14 protein-coding genes are annotated in these 16,297 nt (G+C 62.8%); 7 read left to right on the forward strand and 7 right to left on the reverse strand.

From position 1 onward, the window contains the following. Nucleotides 1-290: 290 nt before the first annotated feature. Nucleotides 291-1,631, forward strand: a complete 1,341-nt coding sequence (locus PHS32_RS14485; RefSeq protein WP_301079723.1) for a diguanylate cyclase — start codon at nucleotides 291-293, stop codon at nucleotides 1,629-1,631. 15 nt (nucleotides 1,632-1,646) lie between these two features. Here the strand turns inward: PHS32_RS14485 and PHS32_RS14490 are convergent, their stop codons facing one another. From PHS32_RS14490 to PHS32_RS14520, 7 genes are all read right to left on the reverse strand, one after another. Beyond that, a complete protein-coding gene (locus PHS32_RS14490; RefSeq protein ID WP_301079724.1) occupies nucleotides 1,647-2,528 on the reverse strand; it encodes an alpha/beta hydrolase in 882 nt (293 codons plus the stop codon). After that, entirely contained in the window at nucleotides 2,525-3,598 is a 1,074-nt protein-coding gene (locus PHS32_RS14495) for a branched-chain amino acid ABC transporter permease (RefSeq protein ID WP_301079725.1), read from the reverse strand. The genes PHS32_RS14490 and PHS32_RS14495 overlap by 4 nt, the downstream gene beginning before the upstream one ends. A gap of 86 nt (nucleotides 3,599-3,684) precedes the next feature. After that, nucleotides 3,685-4,668, reverse strand: a complete 984-nt coding sequence (locus PHS32_RS14500) for a branched-chain amino acid ABC transporter permease (RefSeq protein WP_301079726.1) — start codon at nucleotides 4,666-4,668, stop codon at nucleotides 3,685-3,687. Next, entirely contained in the window at nucleotides 4,665-5,390 is a 726-nt protein-coding gene (locus PHS32_RS14505) for an ABC transporter ATP-binding protein (protein WP_301079727.1), read from the reverse strand. Before PHS32_RS14505 ends, PHS32_RS14500 begins: the two co-directional genes overlap by 4 nt. Further along, nucleotides 5,387-6,217, reverse strand: coding sequence for an ABC transporter ATP-binding protein (locus PHS32_RS14510; protein ID WP_301079729.1), 831 nt, complete (start codon nucleotides 6,215-6,217; stop codon nucleotides 5,387-5,389). Before PHS32_RS14510 ends, PHS32_RS14505 begins: the two co-directional genes overlap by 4 nt. A gap of 126 nt (nucleotides 6,218-6,343) precedes the next feature. Next, nucleotides 6,344-7,546 (reverse strand): substrate-binding domain-containing protein, encoded by a 1,203-nt coding sequence (locus PHS32_RS14515; RefSeq protein ID WP_301079730.1) that lies wholly within the window; start codon nucleotides 7,544-7,546, stop codon nucleotides 6,344-6,346. A gap of 159 nt (nucleotides 7,547-7,705) precedes the next feature. Beyond that, nucleotides 7,706-9,202, reverse strand: coding sequence for a sigma 54-interacting transcriptional regulator (locus PHS32_RS14520; RefSeq protein WP_301079731.1), 1,497 nt, complete (start codon nucleotides 9,200-9,202; stop codon nucleotides 7,706-7,708). 98 nt (nucleotides 9,203-9,300) lie between these two features. On the opposite strand from PHS32_RS14520, the gene PHS32_RS14525 reads away from it, so the two are divergent. The 6 genes from PHS32_RS14525 (at nucleotide 9,301) to PHS32_RS14550 (ending at nucleotide 16,017) form a co-directional block, all read left to right on the forward strand. Continuing rightward, a complete protein-coding gene (locus PHS32_RS14525) occupies nucleotides 9,301-10,422 on the forward strand; it encodes a GGDEF domain-containing protein (protein ID WP_301079733.1) in 1,122 nt (373 codons plus the stop codon). Nucleotides 10,423-10,609: 187 nt separating this feature from the next. Continuing rightward, entirely contained in the window at nucleotides 10,610-10,927 is a 318-nt protein-coding gene (locus PHS32_RS14530; RefSeq protein ID WP_301079735.1) for a hypothetical protein, read from the forward strand. 70 nt (nucleotides 10,928-10,997) lie between these two features. Then, a complete protein-coding gene (bktB, locus tag PHS32_RS14535; protein ID WP_301079736.1) occupies nucleotides 10,998-12,185 on the forward strand; it encodes a beta-ketothiolase BktB in 1,188 nt (395 codons plus the stop codon). A 28-nt stretch (nucleotides 12,186-12,213) separates the two neighbouring features. Further along, entirely contained in the window at nucleotides 12,214-14,124 is a 1,911-nt protein-coding gene (locus tag PHS32_RS14540; RefSeq protein WP_301079738.1) for a type IV pili methyl-accepting chemotaxis transducer N-terminal domain-containing protein, read from the forward strand. Then, nucleotides 14,111-14,791, forward strand: coding sequence for a response regulator (locus PHS32_RS14545; RefSeq protein WP_301079740.1), 681 nt, complete (start codon nucleotides 14,111-14,113; stop codon nucleotides 14,789-14,791). The genes PHS32_RS14540 and PHS32_RS14545 overlap by 14 nt, the downstream gene beginning before the upstream one ends. Nucleotides 14,792-14,799: 8 nt before the next feature. Then, nucleotides 14,800-16,017, forward strand: coding sequence for an MFS transporter (locus PHS32_RS14550; RefSeq protein ID WP_301079742.1), 1,218 nt, complete (start codon nucleotides 14,800-14,802; stop codon nucleotides 16,015-16,017). The last annotated feature ends 280 nt before the right edge of the window (nucleotides 16,018-16,297 follow it).

The raw sequence follows: 16,297 nt of genomic DNA on the forward strand, positions 1-16,297 counted from the left end.
CTGCCGTCCGAGTAGGCCCCAAAGGCCCGCGTTGGACTTAGAATGTATCCATAAGTAATAGTACTTGGGAGCCGCGCAAATGGATTTCCGGGAGGGGATGCTGGCAGCCTGTCGGGCTTGGAACGCGGGTGCGACGGGGCTGAATTCGGATGCAGCGCTAGGCGAAAAAGCCATGGCAAGGGAGTCTGTCTTGCCTGGCTGCGCAACACTGCGGAACGCCCAAAAATCGGCCTACCCACCGGCTCGGGATGCCAGCGAGCGATCTTCCCACCTCAGCCTCAAGCAACGCCATGCCTAATACTTTTGCGACCACGCTGCTGGTTATTGCCGATGATCCCGACGAGCTGCCGGCCACCGCCCGCATCCTGGTCGAGGCCGGCTACCAGGTGATCACAGGGGGCAACGCGGCCGAGGCTCTTGAACTCGCCCGGCGGCACCGGCCCGCGCTGTTGCTGCTCGACGCCGTGCTGCCCGACGGCAATGGCGTCGACATCGCGCGTCAGTTGAAGAGTGAAGCGGCGCTGGCCGGCGTTTTTGTAGTTTTGGTGTCGGTGCTCAAGACTTCCGGAGAGCACCAGGCAACCGGTTGGGCACACGGTCTGGCCGACGGCTATCTCTCGTGGCCTTTGGGCAAACCCGAGTTCTTGGCGCATATCCACGCCATGCTGCGGCTGCGCGCGGCGCAGGAGTCGCTGCGGGTGGAGCGGGAACGGCTCGATCTGGCGGTCAGCACGACCGGCCTGGGCCTGTACAACTGGAACCCGCAGACCGATGCGGTGCAGTGCAGCGCCCTGTGGGCGGCGATCTTCGACTATCGGATGGATGACCGGCCGACCCGCTTCTCGACCTGGCTTGAGCGCATGTGGCCGGACGACCGGGCCATCAAGCGCCAGGCCATCGAGAACGCGTTTCGCGACGGTACGCCCTGCACCTGCGAGTACCGCATGCGCCATCGCGACGGTTCGTGGCGCTGGGTGCTGGACCAGGGCCGAATCCTGTCCCGCGACGCGCAGGGTGAGGTGGTCAGCTTCGCCGGCGCGGTTCTGGACATCACCGAACGCAAACAATTGCAGGACCAGGTGCGGCAACTGCCATTCCACGACGCGCTCACCCAGTTGCCCAACCGCCGCCTGCTGATCGACCGTCTGAACCAGGCCATGAATGCCAGCCAGCGCAGCAACCGCTATGGTGCGCTGATGTTGCTCGACCTGGATCACTTCAAACTGCTCAACGACACCCAGGGGCACTCGGCCGGCGACTTGATGCTGCAGGAAGTGGCCAATCGAATGAGAAAATGCGTGCGCGAGATCGACACCGTGGCGCGTTTCGGCGGCGATCGGTTTGTCGTGATACTGAGCGAATTCGTGAACCAGTCAGAATCGGTGATGCATGCGGCCGCCATCGCCGAAAGAATCCGCGGCAGATTGTCGGAGCCTTATTCGCTGGGCCTGCAGCGCGAGGGCGAGGTGAATACCGCGGTTGCGCACCAGGGCTCGGTCAGCATCGGCGTGATCCTGTTTCTCGGCCACGAAAGCAGCCAGGATGACCTCCTCAAGCGAGCCGACCGCGCGCTGCAGCAGGCCAAGGAAGCGGGGCGCAATGGGGTTCGGTTTTTTGTTTTGCAGCCTTGAAGCGGAATAAAAAGTTCAGTCCGCGGCAGCAATGAAAGCGCTCACGCGCTCCAGCTGATCGGCCACGTTGAGAGCCGGTGCGTGGCCGCAACCGGCAATTTCAACCACCTCCAGCAGACCCGCCAAACCGGGGCCGCGACGCATCATCTGGTGCGTGGTTTCAGGCAACACCAGGTCCGACCGGGCACCGCGCAAGCACAGCACCGGAATGGCGATCGCATCGTAGTATTGCCAAATCGAATAATCGTCAGGATGACTGATGAACTGCTGCACCATCGCCGGGTCATAGTGTGGCGTGACCCGGCCGTCGGGCAAGCGCCGGATCGAGGTTTCAGTCAGACGACGCCACTGGGCCTGGCTCAACCAGCCATAGGGCTGGTAGACCTGGCGGAAGAAGGCTTCCAGCTCCAGCACCGTGGCAAACGCAGGCGGGCTACCGGCGTAGGCGCGAATGCGGGCTATGGCCGCCTCCGCCAGCTGCGGCGCGTTGTCGTTCAGGGTCAGGCTCTGAATGCGCTGCTTGCTGCCGCCGTCCAGCAGGCCCGACGCGCATACCGTGCCGATGGCGCCACCCATCGAGGTTCCGACCCAATGGGTTTTTTCAATCCCCAGCCGATCCAGCAACTCCAGCGCCAGACGAACGTAGAACGACAGGCAGTACTCCTGCGCCGGCAGCGGGCTCCATTGACTCAGGCCCCGCCCGATCGTGTCGGGACAGATCACCCGGTAGCCGCGCGCGCTCAAGTGGGCGGCCAGCTCGTCCATGTCGCGCCCGGTGCGCGCCAGACCGTGCCAGGCCAGCACGGTTTTCCGATGCTGTGCGCCCCACTCGATGTAATGAATCTCGCGTCCGGCACAAGTCACATAGTTGGAAGAAAAGGATGAATTCAGGCTCATGATCTACCTCCGGCGACACCGGCACGCAAGCGCCCGACGACGCCAGTGGGAAAGTAATACACCGACAGCACAAACAGCACGCCCAGCCAAAGCAGCCAACGGTCCGGCGACAGCACGGCGGCGAGCCACGGCAAGGGGGCCGCCAACTCGCTGCCCAGACGCAGCAAATCCTGCAGATAGCTTTGCGCCACCAGGAACAAGGCCGCGCCGATGGCGGCGCCGTAAATGGTGCCCATGCCGCCGATCACCACGATCAGCAACACGTCCATCATGACCTCGAACGAGAGCGAGGTATCGGGTCCGTTGTAGCGCAGCCAGAGCGCCAGCATGGCACCGGCGAGGCAGGCAAAGAGGGCCGACAAAATGCTCGACGTGGTGCGGTAAACAACCACCCGGTAGCCAATCGCCTCGGCCCGAAACTCGTTCTCGCGGATCGCCTGCAGCACGCGACCAAACGGTGAGTTGACGATGCGCAGCATGGCCAGCAGCAGCAGCAGCGCCGTCGCAAACAAAAGGTAGTAGCAAAGCAGCCGGCCATCGAGCATGACGCCCAGGAAAGGCTGCTGCGTCAACTCAAAGCCGGGTGACAGAACTTCCGGCACCTTGAACGACAGTCCATCCTCGCCACCCGTGATGTCGGAGAGTTGTGACGCCAGGGTCAGAAAAGCCGAGGCCACGGCCAGTGTGATCATGGCAAAAAAGATGGCGCGCACGCGCAGCGAGAATAAGCCGACCAGCAGCGCCAGCCCAAACGAGAGCGCCAGTGCGCACAGCAAGCCCAGCGCCAACGCGGACCAGGTCGGCCCCAGTCGGGTGCTGGCAACCGCGATGCCGTAAGCACCAATGCCAAAGAACATGGTGTGCGCAAAACTGACAATGCCGGTGTAGCCCAGCAGCAAATCAAAACTGGCCACCAGCACGATGAACACCAGCACCTTGGCCGCCACATTGAGCGCCTTGACGCCGGTAAAGATGAACGGTGTCCCGGCCAATGCCACCAGCAGCACGATCAGCAGCAGCGCCAGCAGGCGGCTGCGCGGGAAGTCGTTGGAGAGGATTCTTTTCAGCATGCTTCAGCCCTCACAAACGTGAACAAACCGTGGCCGGCGAGCGGCGCGGTGGCAACATCGGTTGGCGCAGCTTGACGCATGGCTGGTCAGCGCTTGGCCACCGGGTAAACGCCTTGCGGCCGCCACAGCAGAATTGCCACCATCAGGGCAATATTGGAAAACAGGGCCGCCTTGGGCAGCAGGAAGCCGGTGTAGTTGGCCATCAAACCGACCAGCAGGGCACCCATCAAGGCGCCGCCGGTGGAACCCAGGCCGCCGATGATGATGACGATGAAGATCAACACATTGACCTGCGCGCCCATTTGCGGCGTGACGTTTTGCTGGTACAGCCCCCACATCACGCCACCCAGGCCAGCCAGGGCGCTGCCGACCACAAACACGCCGACAAACAGACGCTTGATGCGGTAACCAAGCGCCTCCACCATTTCCCGGTCCTGCACCCCGGCGCGAATCAGCAAGCCAATCTTGGTGCGACTCAGGGTCCAGGCCAGCAGCGCAAAAACCGCGCCCCCCACCAGCACCGCCAGCAAGCGGTATTTCTCGATCGCCGAGTCACCCAGCAGCACGGCGCCGCGCAAGCCCTCGGGCAGCGGCAGCGCAATCTGCTGCGGCCCCCAGATCACCTTGATCAGTTCTTCGCCGATGATCATGCCGCCCATGGTGATCAGGATCTGCTTCAGGTGTTGGCCGTACACCGGGCGCACGATGAAGCGCTCGAACGCCAGTCCAACCGCGCCCGACACCGCCATCGCCAGCAGCATGGCAAGAAACACCGCCAGCAGGTTGCGCCACAGCTCGGCCGAGCCGGTCCAGTCGCCCATCAACGCCAGCACGCTGGTGGCGACAAAAGCGCCCAGCGCGATAAACACGCCATGGCCAAAATTGAGCACATCCATCAACCCGAAAATCAGCGTCAGCCCGGAGGCGATGATGAAGATGATCATGCCCATCGCCAAGCCGGCCACGGTCAGGGTCAGCCAGGTCGAGCTTGAGCCGATGAAGGGCAACACCCCCAACGCCAGCAGCGGCACCAACACCAACGGTTTCCAATCGAAGTCGATTTTGTTCATATCGCCAGCCCCAGCAGCGACTGCTGTAGTTGTTCGTCCTCGGCCAGCGCTTGCATGGCACCGGCGTGTACCACGCGGCCGTTGTCCATGACCGCCACCTGGTCCCCCAGCCGTTTGGCGAAGTTGATGTTCTGTTCCACCAGCAGGATCGTGGTGCCGGTCGCCTTGAGTTCTTCAAAGGCATCAATCATGTTGTTGATGATGGCCGGCGCCAGGCCTTTGCTGGGCTCGTCGACGATCAGCAATTGGCGCGGCTCGACGATGGCGCGCGCCACCGCCAACATCTGCTTTTGTCCGCCCGAGAGCTTGCCGGCCGGATGATTCCAGAATTTCTCGACGGCCGGGAAAAGGGAAAAAATCCACTTCAGGCGGACCTCGTCCATCTGGCTGGCGCGCTTGGCCGCGCGCGCCGCCAGCAGCATGTTTTCCTTGACGCTGAGATCGGCAAAGATGCCCATGTTCTCCGGCACGTAGGCGATACCCTGGGTGGCAATCTCGGGGGTGGCAAGCCGGGTGATGTCGGCTTGATCGAAAGTCACGCGGCCCTGGCTGGCGTGCCACAAACCCATGATGGTGCGCAGCGTGGTGGTCTTGCCGGCGCCGTTGCGCCCCAGCAGCATGGTCAGTTGCCCGCGCGGCACCAGCAGGTCAACACCGTGCAGGATGTGGTAGACGCCGATATGGGTGTGGACGCCTTCCAGCGTGAGCAGGTTTTTCTTCATGGCGCCGCCCTCCTTCCCCCTTCAGGCGCAACACCGGGTTCAGGCGGCGTCTCATCCTGCGCACCGGCGTTTTGCGGGCTTACCCCCAAATACGCCTCTTGCACGATGGGCGAGGCAATCACCACGGCGGGTTCGCCATCGGCCACCAAACTGCCGTTGTGCAACACGATGATGCGGTCGGCCAGTTCGCGCACCACATCCATCTTGTGCTCCACCAGGAGAATGGTTTTGCGCTTGTCCTCCTTCAGCTTTCGAATCAGATTGAGAATCACCGGTGCTTCGTCATGGCTCATGCCGGCGGTCGGTTCGTCGAACATGAAAACGTCGGGCTCCAGTGCCATCAGCAGCGCCACCTCCAGCTTGCGCTGGTCACCGTGCGGCAGGCTGGCCACCGGCGTAGCACGCTTGTCGCTCATGGCCACTGCGTCCAGCACCTCCTCGGCCAACTGCGTCAGGGCTTTGTGGTCGCTCCAGATGCTCCACAGGTTGAGGCCGCGCAGATGGGCACCGGAGCGCGCCGCCTGCACCGCCAGCCGCACGTTCTCCAGCACCGACAGATTGGGGAACAGGTTGGTCAACTGAAAAGCCCGCCCCAGACCGGCGCGGGTACGCGCCGACGGACTCAGGCCGGCCAGGCTGTTGCCGTTCAGGAAAACGTCGCCCGAGCTGGCCTTGAGCTGGCCCGAAATCAGGTTGAAATAAGTGGTTTTGCCAGCCCCGTTGGGGCCTACGATGGCCGTCAGGGTGCCGGGCCGGAAGGTACAGCTGACAGCATTCACCGCCACATGACCGCCGAAGCGCACCGTCAGTTGTTTGGTTTCAAGCATGTGCGAAGGAGCCCAAAAAAGTGAGCGCTTCTTTGTGGGGCTGTCATTGCGGGCCTGACCCGCAATCCAAGGATCCCGGATCAAGCCTGCCCTGGACCTCGATCCGGGCAGGGACGACAACTTCAACTAGCGTTTATTCCTTATCGGAATTTGCATTTCCTCCGCCTTGATCTCGTGCACCAGTTCCGGCACACCCCAGGCAAACGCCGGGTCGACCTTGATCTTGAAATGGTACATGCTCTGCATCGCCTGGTGATCTTCCTTGCGGAACGTCATCTTGCCCTTGGGCGTGTCGAAGCTCATGCCTTCCATGGTCTTGATCAAGGTGTTGGCGCTGGCGTCGCCCTTGCTGTTCTTGAGTGCCGTCACCACCGCCATCGCGGCCGAGAAGCCGCCGGCGGTGAAGAAGTCCGGCGGCGCCTTGAACTGGCTGTAATGACGCGCCACCATGGCCTCATTGACCGCGTTCTTCGGGATGCCAAAATAGTAATAGGCGGCGCCTTCCATGCCCGGGAACTGCTTGTAGGCGACCATCGCCGGCAGGATGTTGCCGCCGGTGGCAATTTCAATGCCGTAGCGCTTGATGTCCATGTCGGCGATCTTGAAGGGATTGCCGGCACCGGCCCAAATAATGAAGATCACCTTGCGCCCGGGTTGGTCCTTGAGCTTGTCGATCAGACGCTGGGCACCCGCAGTGAAGTCAGTGGTGCTGGTGGGCAGGTACTCCTCATGCACCAGCTTGGCCTTCTTGATGGCATCCTTGAAGGCCTTGACGCCGTCCCGGCCAAAAGCGTAATCCTGCGCCAGGGTGGCGATGACGGTTCCGGGCTTGTCCAGTGCGACGGCGTTGGAGATGGCATCCTGCGAGCTGTTGCGGCCGGTGCGGAAAATGTACTTGTTCCACTTGTCTCCGGTGATCGAGTCGGCCACAGCCGGCTCCACCAACAGGATCTTTTTGTATTCCTCGGCAATCGGCAACATCGCCAGCGCCACACCGGAAGAGGTCGGCCCCACGGCCAGATCGGCCTTGTCGTCGGAATAGGCGGCGGCCAGCAACGACTTGCCCAAGTCCGGCTTGCCCTGATCGTCTTTTTCAATCACCACCAGTTTCTTGTCGCCTATCATCATGGTGCCGCCGGTGGCGTAGTCCAGGCCCATCATGAAGCCGATGGCGGTTTGCTTGCCATAGGCTTCCAGCGGACCGGTCTTGCTGTAGATGTGGGCAATCTTGATTTGCTTGTTCTGGCTCAAGGCCAGGGGCGAAGCGAAGGCACAAGCCATGGCGACAGCGCCCAGCGCGGCGCGCGCGATCCAAGTACGACGATGCATAGTTGTCTCCTGTTGTGATAGTCAATCTGAGAGTCCATGATGCACCAAACGTGCCAAATTGCAAGCCCTTGAATTTATTGAACTAAATTCGGAGGATTCCGGTTATGTCCAACTATTAGACATATCAGATTGTCTGCTATTAAGACATATGTCTATACTTTAGACAGACTGATCAAGCCGTTGATAGAGTGTTGCGCGCGAAATACCCAGCATTTTGGCAGCCGCCACCTTGTTTCCGCAGGCCGCCGTCATGGCCGCTGCGATAGCCTGGCGTTCCAGCTCGGCCACCTGCTGCGCCAGCGGTCGACCCGCCTCGCCGGCACCGGCGCGCGCCAGTGCCGGTGCCGCCGCAACCGGTGCGGCCACCGGTGGCTCAACTCCCGCTTCGCGCAACACCGCCTCCAGTTGCGAGGCCACGATGCGATGCGAATCGCTGCGCATCATGGCCTGCTCCAGCACGTTACGCAGTTCCCGGATATTGCCGCGCCAAACCTGCGCCGACAGCAATGCCAGCGCCTCGGTGCTGAGCTCCGGCGGCTGGGCGCCGCTGCGCAAGGCCATGTCCTCGCCCAGCACTTCGACCAGGGCCGCAATGTCCTCGCGTCGCTCGCGCAGCGGCGGCACCCGGATGGGCAGTACGTTGAGGCGATAAAACAGGTCCTCGCGAAAGTTACCTTCACGCACCAGTTTGCTCAAATCGCGCGAGGTGGCGGCGATCACCCGGGCATCGAACGGGATCAGCTTGTTGGAGCCCAGCGGCTCGATCTCGCCCTCCTGCAGGACGCGCAACAACTTGGCCTGCAAGCCCAGTGGCATGTCGCCGATCTCATCGAGAAAAAGCGTGCCGCCATGGGCCAACCGGAACTTGCCCTCGCGCCCCTTGCGCTCGGCGCCGGTGTAGGCGCCCGGGGCGACGCCAAAAAACTCGGCCTCCAGCAAGGTGTCGGGTACCGCGGCAATGTTGAGGCTGATGAAAGGACCGCTGGCGCGTGCCGAGGCGCCGTGGATGGCGTGCGCCAACAACTCCTTGCCGGTCCCGGTTTCACCCAGCAGCAATACCGGGCTGGCAGTTTGCGCGGCGCGCCGCGCCTGCCGCTTGACCTCCACCGCGGGCGCACTGGCGCCGACAAAACTGGCAAACGTGTAGCGCGACTGACGCTGGCCACTGCGCTCACTGTTGCGCTGGTTGATGCGTTGGCTGGCCAGTTCGCGCCGGGCGTCATCGAGATCGCGCTGCAACACGGCAAACTTTCCGACCAGGGGTTGCAGACTGGTTTCCGCGTGGTCGAACAAGACGATACCGAGGGCACCGATCACCTCCCCCAGGTTGTCGCGCAAGGGAATCCGGCTGACCACAAAAGTGCCGGCCCGGTTGGTCAGCAAATCGATCAGGATCGGCTTGCCGCTCTCCAGCACATGGTGCATCTGGGTGTTGTGCACGACACTGGAAACCGGGTGGCCGACAAAATCCTCCACCCGCTCAAAGCCCAAGGCCGGCAGGAAGCGTTTGTATTGCTCGTTGATCCAGACCACCCGGGCCTGTCGGTCCACCAGCATCATGCCCTGGCTGGCGTTGGCAAACAGCTCGAACATGGAGCGCGCCGCCAGCTCCAGAATGCTCTGGGCGTCCCGCGGCAGCAAGTCGGTGTTGTCCATCGCCGGATGTTACCGCGCGGACCGCGGCCCCGGCTGCGCCGACGCCACCGCCACGGGGCGATGCCATAATGAAAGCACAACAATGACAGGAGACTGGCTTGGCGGCATTCCACTGGGACAAGTGTTTTGAAACCGGACTCGAGATGGTTGACCAGCAACATCACGGCCTGGTTGATCTGATCAACCGCTTTGGCGAATTATTACTTCAGGGTGGCAGCGTCCCGCTCGCCGACATCGAGGACTTGTTCGGCCAATTGGCGGCCTATGCGGAATACCATTTCCGGGAGGAAGAAGGCCTGATGCAGCGGATCGGGCTGGACCCGCGCCATATCCGCAAGCACCAACAGGCGCACGCCGATTTCGTGCAGGACATGACGGCGCTGCACCAGGACGGCGCCCAGCGCCCGCAGACCTCGGATGGACTGCTGAAATTTCTCACTTACTGGCTGGCCTACCATATTCTGGGCAGCGATCAATCGATGGCCAAGCAGATTGCCGCCATGCGTTCCGGCCAGACCGCGCAAGAGGCTTACCTGGCCGCCGAGACGATGCATGAAGGCGCCACGGCACCGCTGCTGTTGGCACTCAATGGGCTGTTCCACCAGGTGTCGCAGCGCAATCGCGAACTCAAGCAATTGAACAGCACGCTGGAAGCGAAAGTCCTGGAGCGTACCCACTCGCTGGCCGAAGCCAATCAATTGCTGGAGCAAATCGCCCTGACCGACGTGCTGACCGGGCTACCCAACCGCCGCCAGGCGATGGCCTGGCTGGCGCAGGCCTGGGCGCAGTCGGAGCGGGACCGCCTGCCGCTGACCTGCATGATGATAGATGCCGATGGTTTCAAGCAGATCAACGACCGCCATGGACACGCCGCCGGCGACGAAGTGCTGCGCCAGTTGTCGGCGCGTCTGCGCCGCGCCGTGCGGGGCAATGACGTAGTCTGCCGCATCGGGGGCGACGAATTTCTGATCATCTGTCTGGGCACCGGCCTGGATGGCGCTTTCCACATTGCAGAGACGATGCGGCAAGACGTTGCAAAATTGCGCGTCGCCCTGGCCGGCGGTGAATGGCTGGGCCGAATCAGCGTGGGCGTTGCGGCGAAAACAGCCGACATGCAGAATTTCGAGGACTTGATCAAGACCGCCGATGAAGGTCTCTACATTGCCAAGCGCAACGGGCGCAATTGTGTCGCCTGCGGCAACGTGGCGAGCACCGCGTAGCGCAAATTCCCGCCCGGATCGGCAGCGGCCCGGACCCTCGCTCGTCGATGGCGACCGTCTGTGGCCCCGGACGGCAGCCTACAGCTGGCGCTGAGGCAAAATGCGGGATGATTCAGGCGGTGCCTGAAGCGGGCGCCCCGTTGGAGATTGCGCCACCCGACCGATATCGAAAATGACAAGGCCAGCCATGAACAAGAAGGAAGAATGTGTGGGCTTCCCGGAGCTCATTCCAGAGCAGGAGCTTGAATTGACCCGACCGATGCCGCTGCACGAACGGCCCCGCAAAGTCCGCATCGAGCATGACATGGCCATCATCCGGGCGCACCATGAGCGCATTGCAAAGACAATCGACGTCTTCTGGGGCCACAAGGAATGCGTTGAATACCTGCAAAAACTGGTGCTCAATGGCGATGACGGAAACGGCAAAGCCCGCGTCGGCTTCAAACACGAGGTGCTGTCTGCGCTCATCAACCTGCTGGCACTGCACGAAATTGGCTCGCCCTGAAAGAGCCCTCTGCGTCCTCGCCCGATCATCCGTACTGTTTTCCATCCCTCTCAAAATCTAGGAGTCTCTCATGCGTCGTGAAGTTGTTGTTGTCAGTGCTGTGCGCACCGCTATTGGTACCTATGGCGGCAGCCTGAAAGATATCCCCCCGACCGAATTGGCGGCGCAAATCGTGCGCGAATCGCTGGCGCGCGCCAAGGTGGCGGGCAGCGAGGTGGGGCATGTGGTGTTCGGCCACGTGGTCAACACCGAACCGAAGGACATGTATCTGTCGCGCGTGGCCGCCATCATGGGTGGCTGCGACCAGAGTACCCCGGCTTTCAACGTCAACCGCCTGTGCGGCTCCGGCCTGCAAGCCATCGTCTCGGCCAGCCAGGCGATCCTGCTGGGCGATGCCGACATCGCCATCGGCGGCGGCGCCGAGAACATGAGCCGCGGCCCCTATGCCAGCCTCACGGCGCGCTGGGGCGCCCGGATGGGCGACAGCAAATTGGTCGACATGGTGGTGGGCGCGCTGCACGATCCGTTCCAGACCATTCACATGGGCGTGACGGCCGAGAACATCGCCGCCAAATGGGGCATCACGCGCGAAGAGCAGGACGCGCTTGCGGTCGAAAGCCACAACCGCGCCCAGCGCGCCACGGCAGCCGGCTACTTCAAGGAACAGATCATGCCGGTCATCCTGAAAAGCAAAAAAGGTGATGTGGCCTTCGCCACCGACGAGCACTTCCGTCCCAATTGCTCGATGGCCGACATGGCCAAGCTCAAACCGGCCTTTCTCAAGGAGAACGGCACCGTCACCGCCGGCAATGCCTCCGGCATCAACGACGCCGCCGCCGCCGTGGTGCTGATGGAAGCGGCCACCGCCAAGGCGCGTGGCCTGCAACCGATGGCGCGTCTGGTGGCTTACGCCCATGCCGGTGTCGATCCCAGGTACATGGGCATAGGCCCGGTGCCGGCAACGCAACTGGCGCTCAAGAAAGCCGGTCTGACGGTGGGCGACCTGGACGTGATCGAGGCCAACGAGGCCTTTGCCGCACAAGCCTGCGCCGTCAGCCGCGATCTGGGCCTGGACCCGGCCAAGGTCAACCCCAACGGCTCCGGCATTTCGCTGGGACACCCGATCGGCGCCACCGGCGCGCTGATCACGGTGAAGGCTCTCTACGAATTGCAGCGCAGCGGCGGCCGCTATGCGCTGGTCACCATGTGCATCGGTGGCGGCCAGGGCATCGCCGCCATCTTCGAGCGCGTCTCCTGAGCACCGGACGCCGCCCCGCAAGCCGGCCATGACACAGCACAAGCACTGGAGCCTGGGCGCCAAGCTGACTCTGGTGGGGGCACCGTTTCTGCTGCTGGCGTTGCTCTCCACCGCGGCCACGTTGTGGGTCTCGTGGCAACTCGACGGCGGCGCCGCGGCGGTCAATGAAGCCGGACGCATGCGCATGCAGTCGTATCGCATGGCCTTGTCGATCGGCACCGATGAGACCAGCGCCCTGCCCGAACAAGTCAAGGAATTCGACCGCAGTCTGAGCACGCTGCGCAGCGGTGACCCGGAGCGCCCGTTGTTTGTGTCGTGGGATGAGACGACGCGCGCACGCTTCGCCGCCGTGGAGCAGGATTGGACCCGCTTTCGCTCCCGCTGGATCGATGCCAAGCCAAGCGTGCTGCGTGACCTGCGCGCTGAAACGGTGGACTTTGCTGCGCACATCGACGCCTTTGTGACGGCCATTGAGGTCCATATGGCGCACTGGACCGCGATGCTGCATCTGCTGCAGATGAGCATGCTGGCGATGGCCATCCTGGGTGCTGCGGTTCTGCTCTACACCGGCTATCTGTTTGTGCTGGAACCGGTCGGCCAGCTCAAGCTGGCAATTGAAAAGATTCAGTCGGGTGATTTCGACGCCCGCGTTGAAAGCGGCACCAGCGACGAATTCGGCACGCTGGCCGACGGCTTCAACGGCATGGCGGAACATCTGCAATCGATGTACCGCAATCTGGAACACAAGGTGGCGGAAAAAACCGCGCAACTGGAAGAAAAACGCGAACGCCTGGAAAGCCTGTACAAGGTCACGGCACTGGTCGCAAAAGCCAACTCGCTGGACGAACTGGCGCAGGATTTCGTCAAAGCCATCAGCCGCATTGCGCACGCCGACGGTGTCGCCTTGCGCTGGTCGGACCAGGCGAACCAGCGTTACCTGATGCTGGCGGCGCAGGGGCTGCCAACGGCCATGGTGGACGGAGAGCTGTGTATCGACCAGGGTGACTGCGATTGCGGGCTGGCCTCGGCCGCCGTCGGCCTGCGCGTGATTCCGATCCAGAGCGCCAACCAGCCGTCGCTGCGACATTGCGCCAAGGCCGGGTTCGAGACCGTGGTCAATATCCCGGTGCATCTACACCAGCGCCTGATGGGCGAAGTGGATCTGTTTTTTCACGCCCGCGTCAACCCGTCCGAGGCGGAGCGTTCCCTGCTGGACGCGCTCAGCAGCCATCTGGCCGGTGCGATGGAGAACCTGCGGCTCAATGCCCTGGAAAAAGAAGCTGCCGTGTCGCAGGAGAGGCATTTGCTGGCCCGCGAGCTGCACGACTCGATCGCGCAGTCGCTGGCTTTTCTCAAGATCCAGGTGCAACTGATGCGCGATGCCCAGCAGGCCGGTGACGCGGCTCAAATGAAACAGGTGCTGGAGGAAATTGATGTCGGCGTACGCGAGAGCTACGGCGATGTGCGCGAACTGCTGCTGCACTTTCGCACCCGCGCCAACGCGGAGGACATCGAGCCGGCGCTGGCCACCACGCTGCGCAAATTCGAACATCAGAGCGCCATGAAAGCCACTCTGAGCATGCAAGGCCAAGGCATGCCCTTGTCGCCCGACCGGCAAATCCAGGTGCTGCACATTATTCAGGAAGCCTTGTCCAATGTTCGCAAACATGCCCGCGCCTCGCAGGTCTGGCTCGATGTGCAGCAGCAACCGGCCTGGCGTTTCGAAATCCGTGACGACGGCGTCGGCTTCAACCCGGGCAGCGGCCAACTCGATGAAACCCATGTCGGCCTGCGCATCATGAGCGAGCGGGCCCAGCGCATCGGTGCCGCCTTGGAGGTGATCTCCACGCCGGGTCATGGCAGCTCCATCATCCTCACTCTGCCAACGCCGGCGCACCCGATGCCGGCCAAGCCAACCGATCTGCATGCAAGCCACTGACCCCTCTGCGATCCGGATTCTGGTGGTCGACGACCACACGCTGTTCCGGCGCGGTCTGACCGCGCTCCTGATGCGCGACCCGCGCCTGTGCGTCATCGGCGATGCGGCCGACGCCGGCCAGGCCCAGCGCAAGGCGCAAGAACTGCAACCCGACGTCATCCTGCTCGACAACCATTTGCCGGGCGTCAACGGCGTCGACGCCCTGCCCGCCCTGCTCGAAGCGGCACCGCGCGCCCGCATCCTGATGCTGACCGTCAGCGAAGACGAAAACGACCTCGCCGCCTCCTTGCGTGGCGGTGCCGCCGGCTATCTCCTCAAGACCATAGAAGGCGATGCCTTGGCCGCCGCCATCCAGGGCGCCATGCAAGGCGACAGCGTCATCGCACCCGAGATGACCAGCAAACTGGTCGCCGCCTACCGGGGTGCCAGCCTGGGACCCGCGACCACAGTCGCCACGACCACCGAAACCTTGATTGCCAGCCTGTCGCCACGCGAACTCGATATCCTGCGCGGCATAGGGCGCGGCGCCAGCAACAAGGAAATTGCACGCCAACATGGCATCGCCGAGACCACCGTCAAGATCCACGTGCAACACGTGCTGCGCAAACTCGACGTCAGCTCCCGCGTCCATGCCGCCGTCATGGCGGCCGAGCATGGTCTGCTTTGAGCGGCGCCATGAAGCAGCAACTCCAGCTCTGGCTGCGTCTGGTGCCAGCTTATGCCGCCGGCTATTTCCTGTCTTACGGGCTGCGCAGCGTCAATGCCGTGATCGCGCCCGAGCTGATGCGCGAACTGGGCGTCACGGCCAGCGGCCTGGGCCTCTTGACCTCCGCCTACTTTCTCGGCTTCGGCCTGTTTCAGTTGCCGCTGGGCTTGCTGCTGGACCGCTTCGGTCCACGCCGGGTCGAGGCGTCACTGCTGCTGCTGGCCGCCGCCGGTTGCGCCTTGTTCGGCAGCGGGAAGACCTTGCTAACGCTGGCGCTGGCCCGCGCACTGATCGGGCTGGGCGTTTCGGCCTGCCTGATGGCCAGTTTCAAAACCTTTAGCCAATGGTTCCCGGTCACGCGTCTGCCTTCCCTGACGGCCACCATCATGGTGGCTGGCGGCCTCGGCGCGCTAAGCGCCAGCGTGCCGGTGGAAGCCGCGCTGCCACTGCTGGGCTGGCGCGGCACGTTCTTCCTGTTCGCCGGGCTGCTGGTGCTGGCGGCCGGCTTTCTGATGACGGTGCCCGATCAGGCGGCCGAGGACCAACGTGAGCCCCTGGCCAAGCAGATTCGCACCCTGGCCGGCATCTTCGGCAACCGCATTTTTTGGCGTTTCGCGCCGCAAGGCTGTCTGATCAGCGGCGGCTTCATGGCGATCCAGGGTCTGTGGGCCGTGCCCTGGCTGATGGAAGTCAATGGCGCCACGCGCTCCGCTGCCGCCGGCGTCCTGTTCCTGATGGGTCTGGCGATGCTGACCGGCTTCGTCTTTGTCGCGACCTGCTCGGGTTGGCTGGCGCGGCACAAGATCGCACCCATGCTGCTGCTGACCGCCGGCATGAGCCTTGGGCTGCTGGTGGAACTGGCGATCATCCTGGATCTGGCGCGCCCGACCTGGCTATGGCCTCTGCTGGGCCTGTCTTTCAGTCTCAGCAACATCGCCTATTCGCAACTGACCGCGGCCTTTCCCATCACCATCTCCGGCCGGGTCAATACCGCCCTCAACCTGATGGTCTTCATCGGTGCTTTCGGCCTGCAATGGGGCATCGGTGCCGCTGTGGATGCGTTCACCGTAGGCGGCATGGAACGGGCTCAGGCCTTCCGGCTCACGTTCGCTCTATTGCTGGCCGTGCAAGGATTCGCGTTCGCCTGGTTCCTGCTGCCGGTGAAGCCGATCAAGCCCTCTTTTTGACATGTAAGTTCCGAAATTCACGACGCCGTTCCAGCCAAGCCTGCCTGATGCAGATTGCTTCCGCAAGTCAAGAACTGAGGCTCAAGCGTCAGTGGCCCGAGTGCACTGGGGTGAGTGGCTCCGCGAATGTCCGCCGGCCTGCGGCCTCCCCCTTTTACAGGGACTTCCCACATAGTCAAGTAGCGGCTTTTGGTTTTGGTTTTCTTTCTCGATAAACGGTATTCCTGCATTCGCGTGCTTTGAAGCGGCGGTAAAACTCGGAACAGACTGCAACATCTAC

Source organism: Rhodoferax sp. (assembly GCF_028714215.1).
Classification (GTDB): domain Bacteria; phylum Pseudomonadota; class Gammaproteobacteria; order Burkholderiales; family Burkholderiaceae_C; genus Rhodoferax.

What these genes read in the sequence shown, in the direction of transcription:
- PHS32_RS14510 (WP_301079729.1), bottom strand. Translation starts at nt 6,217, where the DNA reads ATGCTTGAAACCAAACAACTGACGGTGCGCTTCGGCGGTCATGTGGCG.
- PHS32_RS14505 (WP_301079727.1), bottom strand. Translation starts at nt 5,390, where the DNA reads ATGAAGAAAAACCTGCTCACGCTGGAAGGCGTCCACACCCATATCGGC.
- PHS32_RS14520 (WP_301079731.1), bottom strand. Translation starts at nt 9,202, where the DNA reads ATGGACAACACCGACTTGCTGCCGCGGGACGCCCAGAGCATTCTGGAG.
- bktB (WP_301079736.1), top strand. Translation starts at nt 10,998, where the DNA reads ATGCGTCGTGAAGTTGTTGTTGTCAGTGCTGTGCGCACCGCTATTGGT.
- PHS32_RS14530 (WP_301079735.1), top strand. Translation starts at nt 10,610, where the DNA reads ATGAACAAGAAGGAAGAATGTGTGGGCTTCCCGGAGCTCATTCCAGAG.
- PHS32_RS14545 (WP_301079740.1), top strand. Translation starts at nt 14,111, where the DNA reads ATGCAAGCCACTGACCCCTCTGCGATCCGGATTCTGGTGGTCGACGAC.
- PHS32_RS14550 (WP_301079742.1), top strand. Translation starts at nt 14,800, where the DNA reads ATGAAGCAGCAACTCCAGCTCTGGCTGCGTCTGGTGCCAGCTTATGCC.
- PHS32_RS14490 (WP_301079724.1), bottom strand. Translation starts at nt 2,528, where the DNA reads ATGAGCCTGAATTCATCCTTTTCTTCCAACTATGTGACTTGTGCCGGA.
- PHS32_RS14495 (WP_301079725.1), bottom strand. Translation starts at nt 3,598, where the DNA reads ATGCTGAAAAGAATCCTCTCCAACGACTTCCCGCGCAGCCGCCTGCTG.
- PHS32_RS14515 (WP_301079730.1), bottom strand. Translation starts at nt 7,546, where the DNA reads ATGCATCGTCGTACTTGGATCGCGCGCGCCGCGCTGGGCGCTGTCGCC.
- PHS32_RS14485 (WP_301079723.1), top strand. Translation starts at nt 291, where the DNA reads ATGCCTAATACTTTTGCGACCACGCTGCTGGTTATTGCCGATGATCCC.
- PHS32_RS14540 (WP_301079738.1), top strand. Translation starts at nt 12,214, where the DNA reads ATGACACAGCACAAGCACTGGAGCCTGGGCGCCAAGCTGACTCTGGTG.
- PHS32_RS14500 (WP_301079726.1), bottom strand. Translation starts at nt 4,668, where the DNA reads ATGAACAAAATCGACTTCGATTGGAAACCGTTGGTGTTGGTGCCGCTG.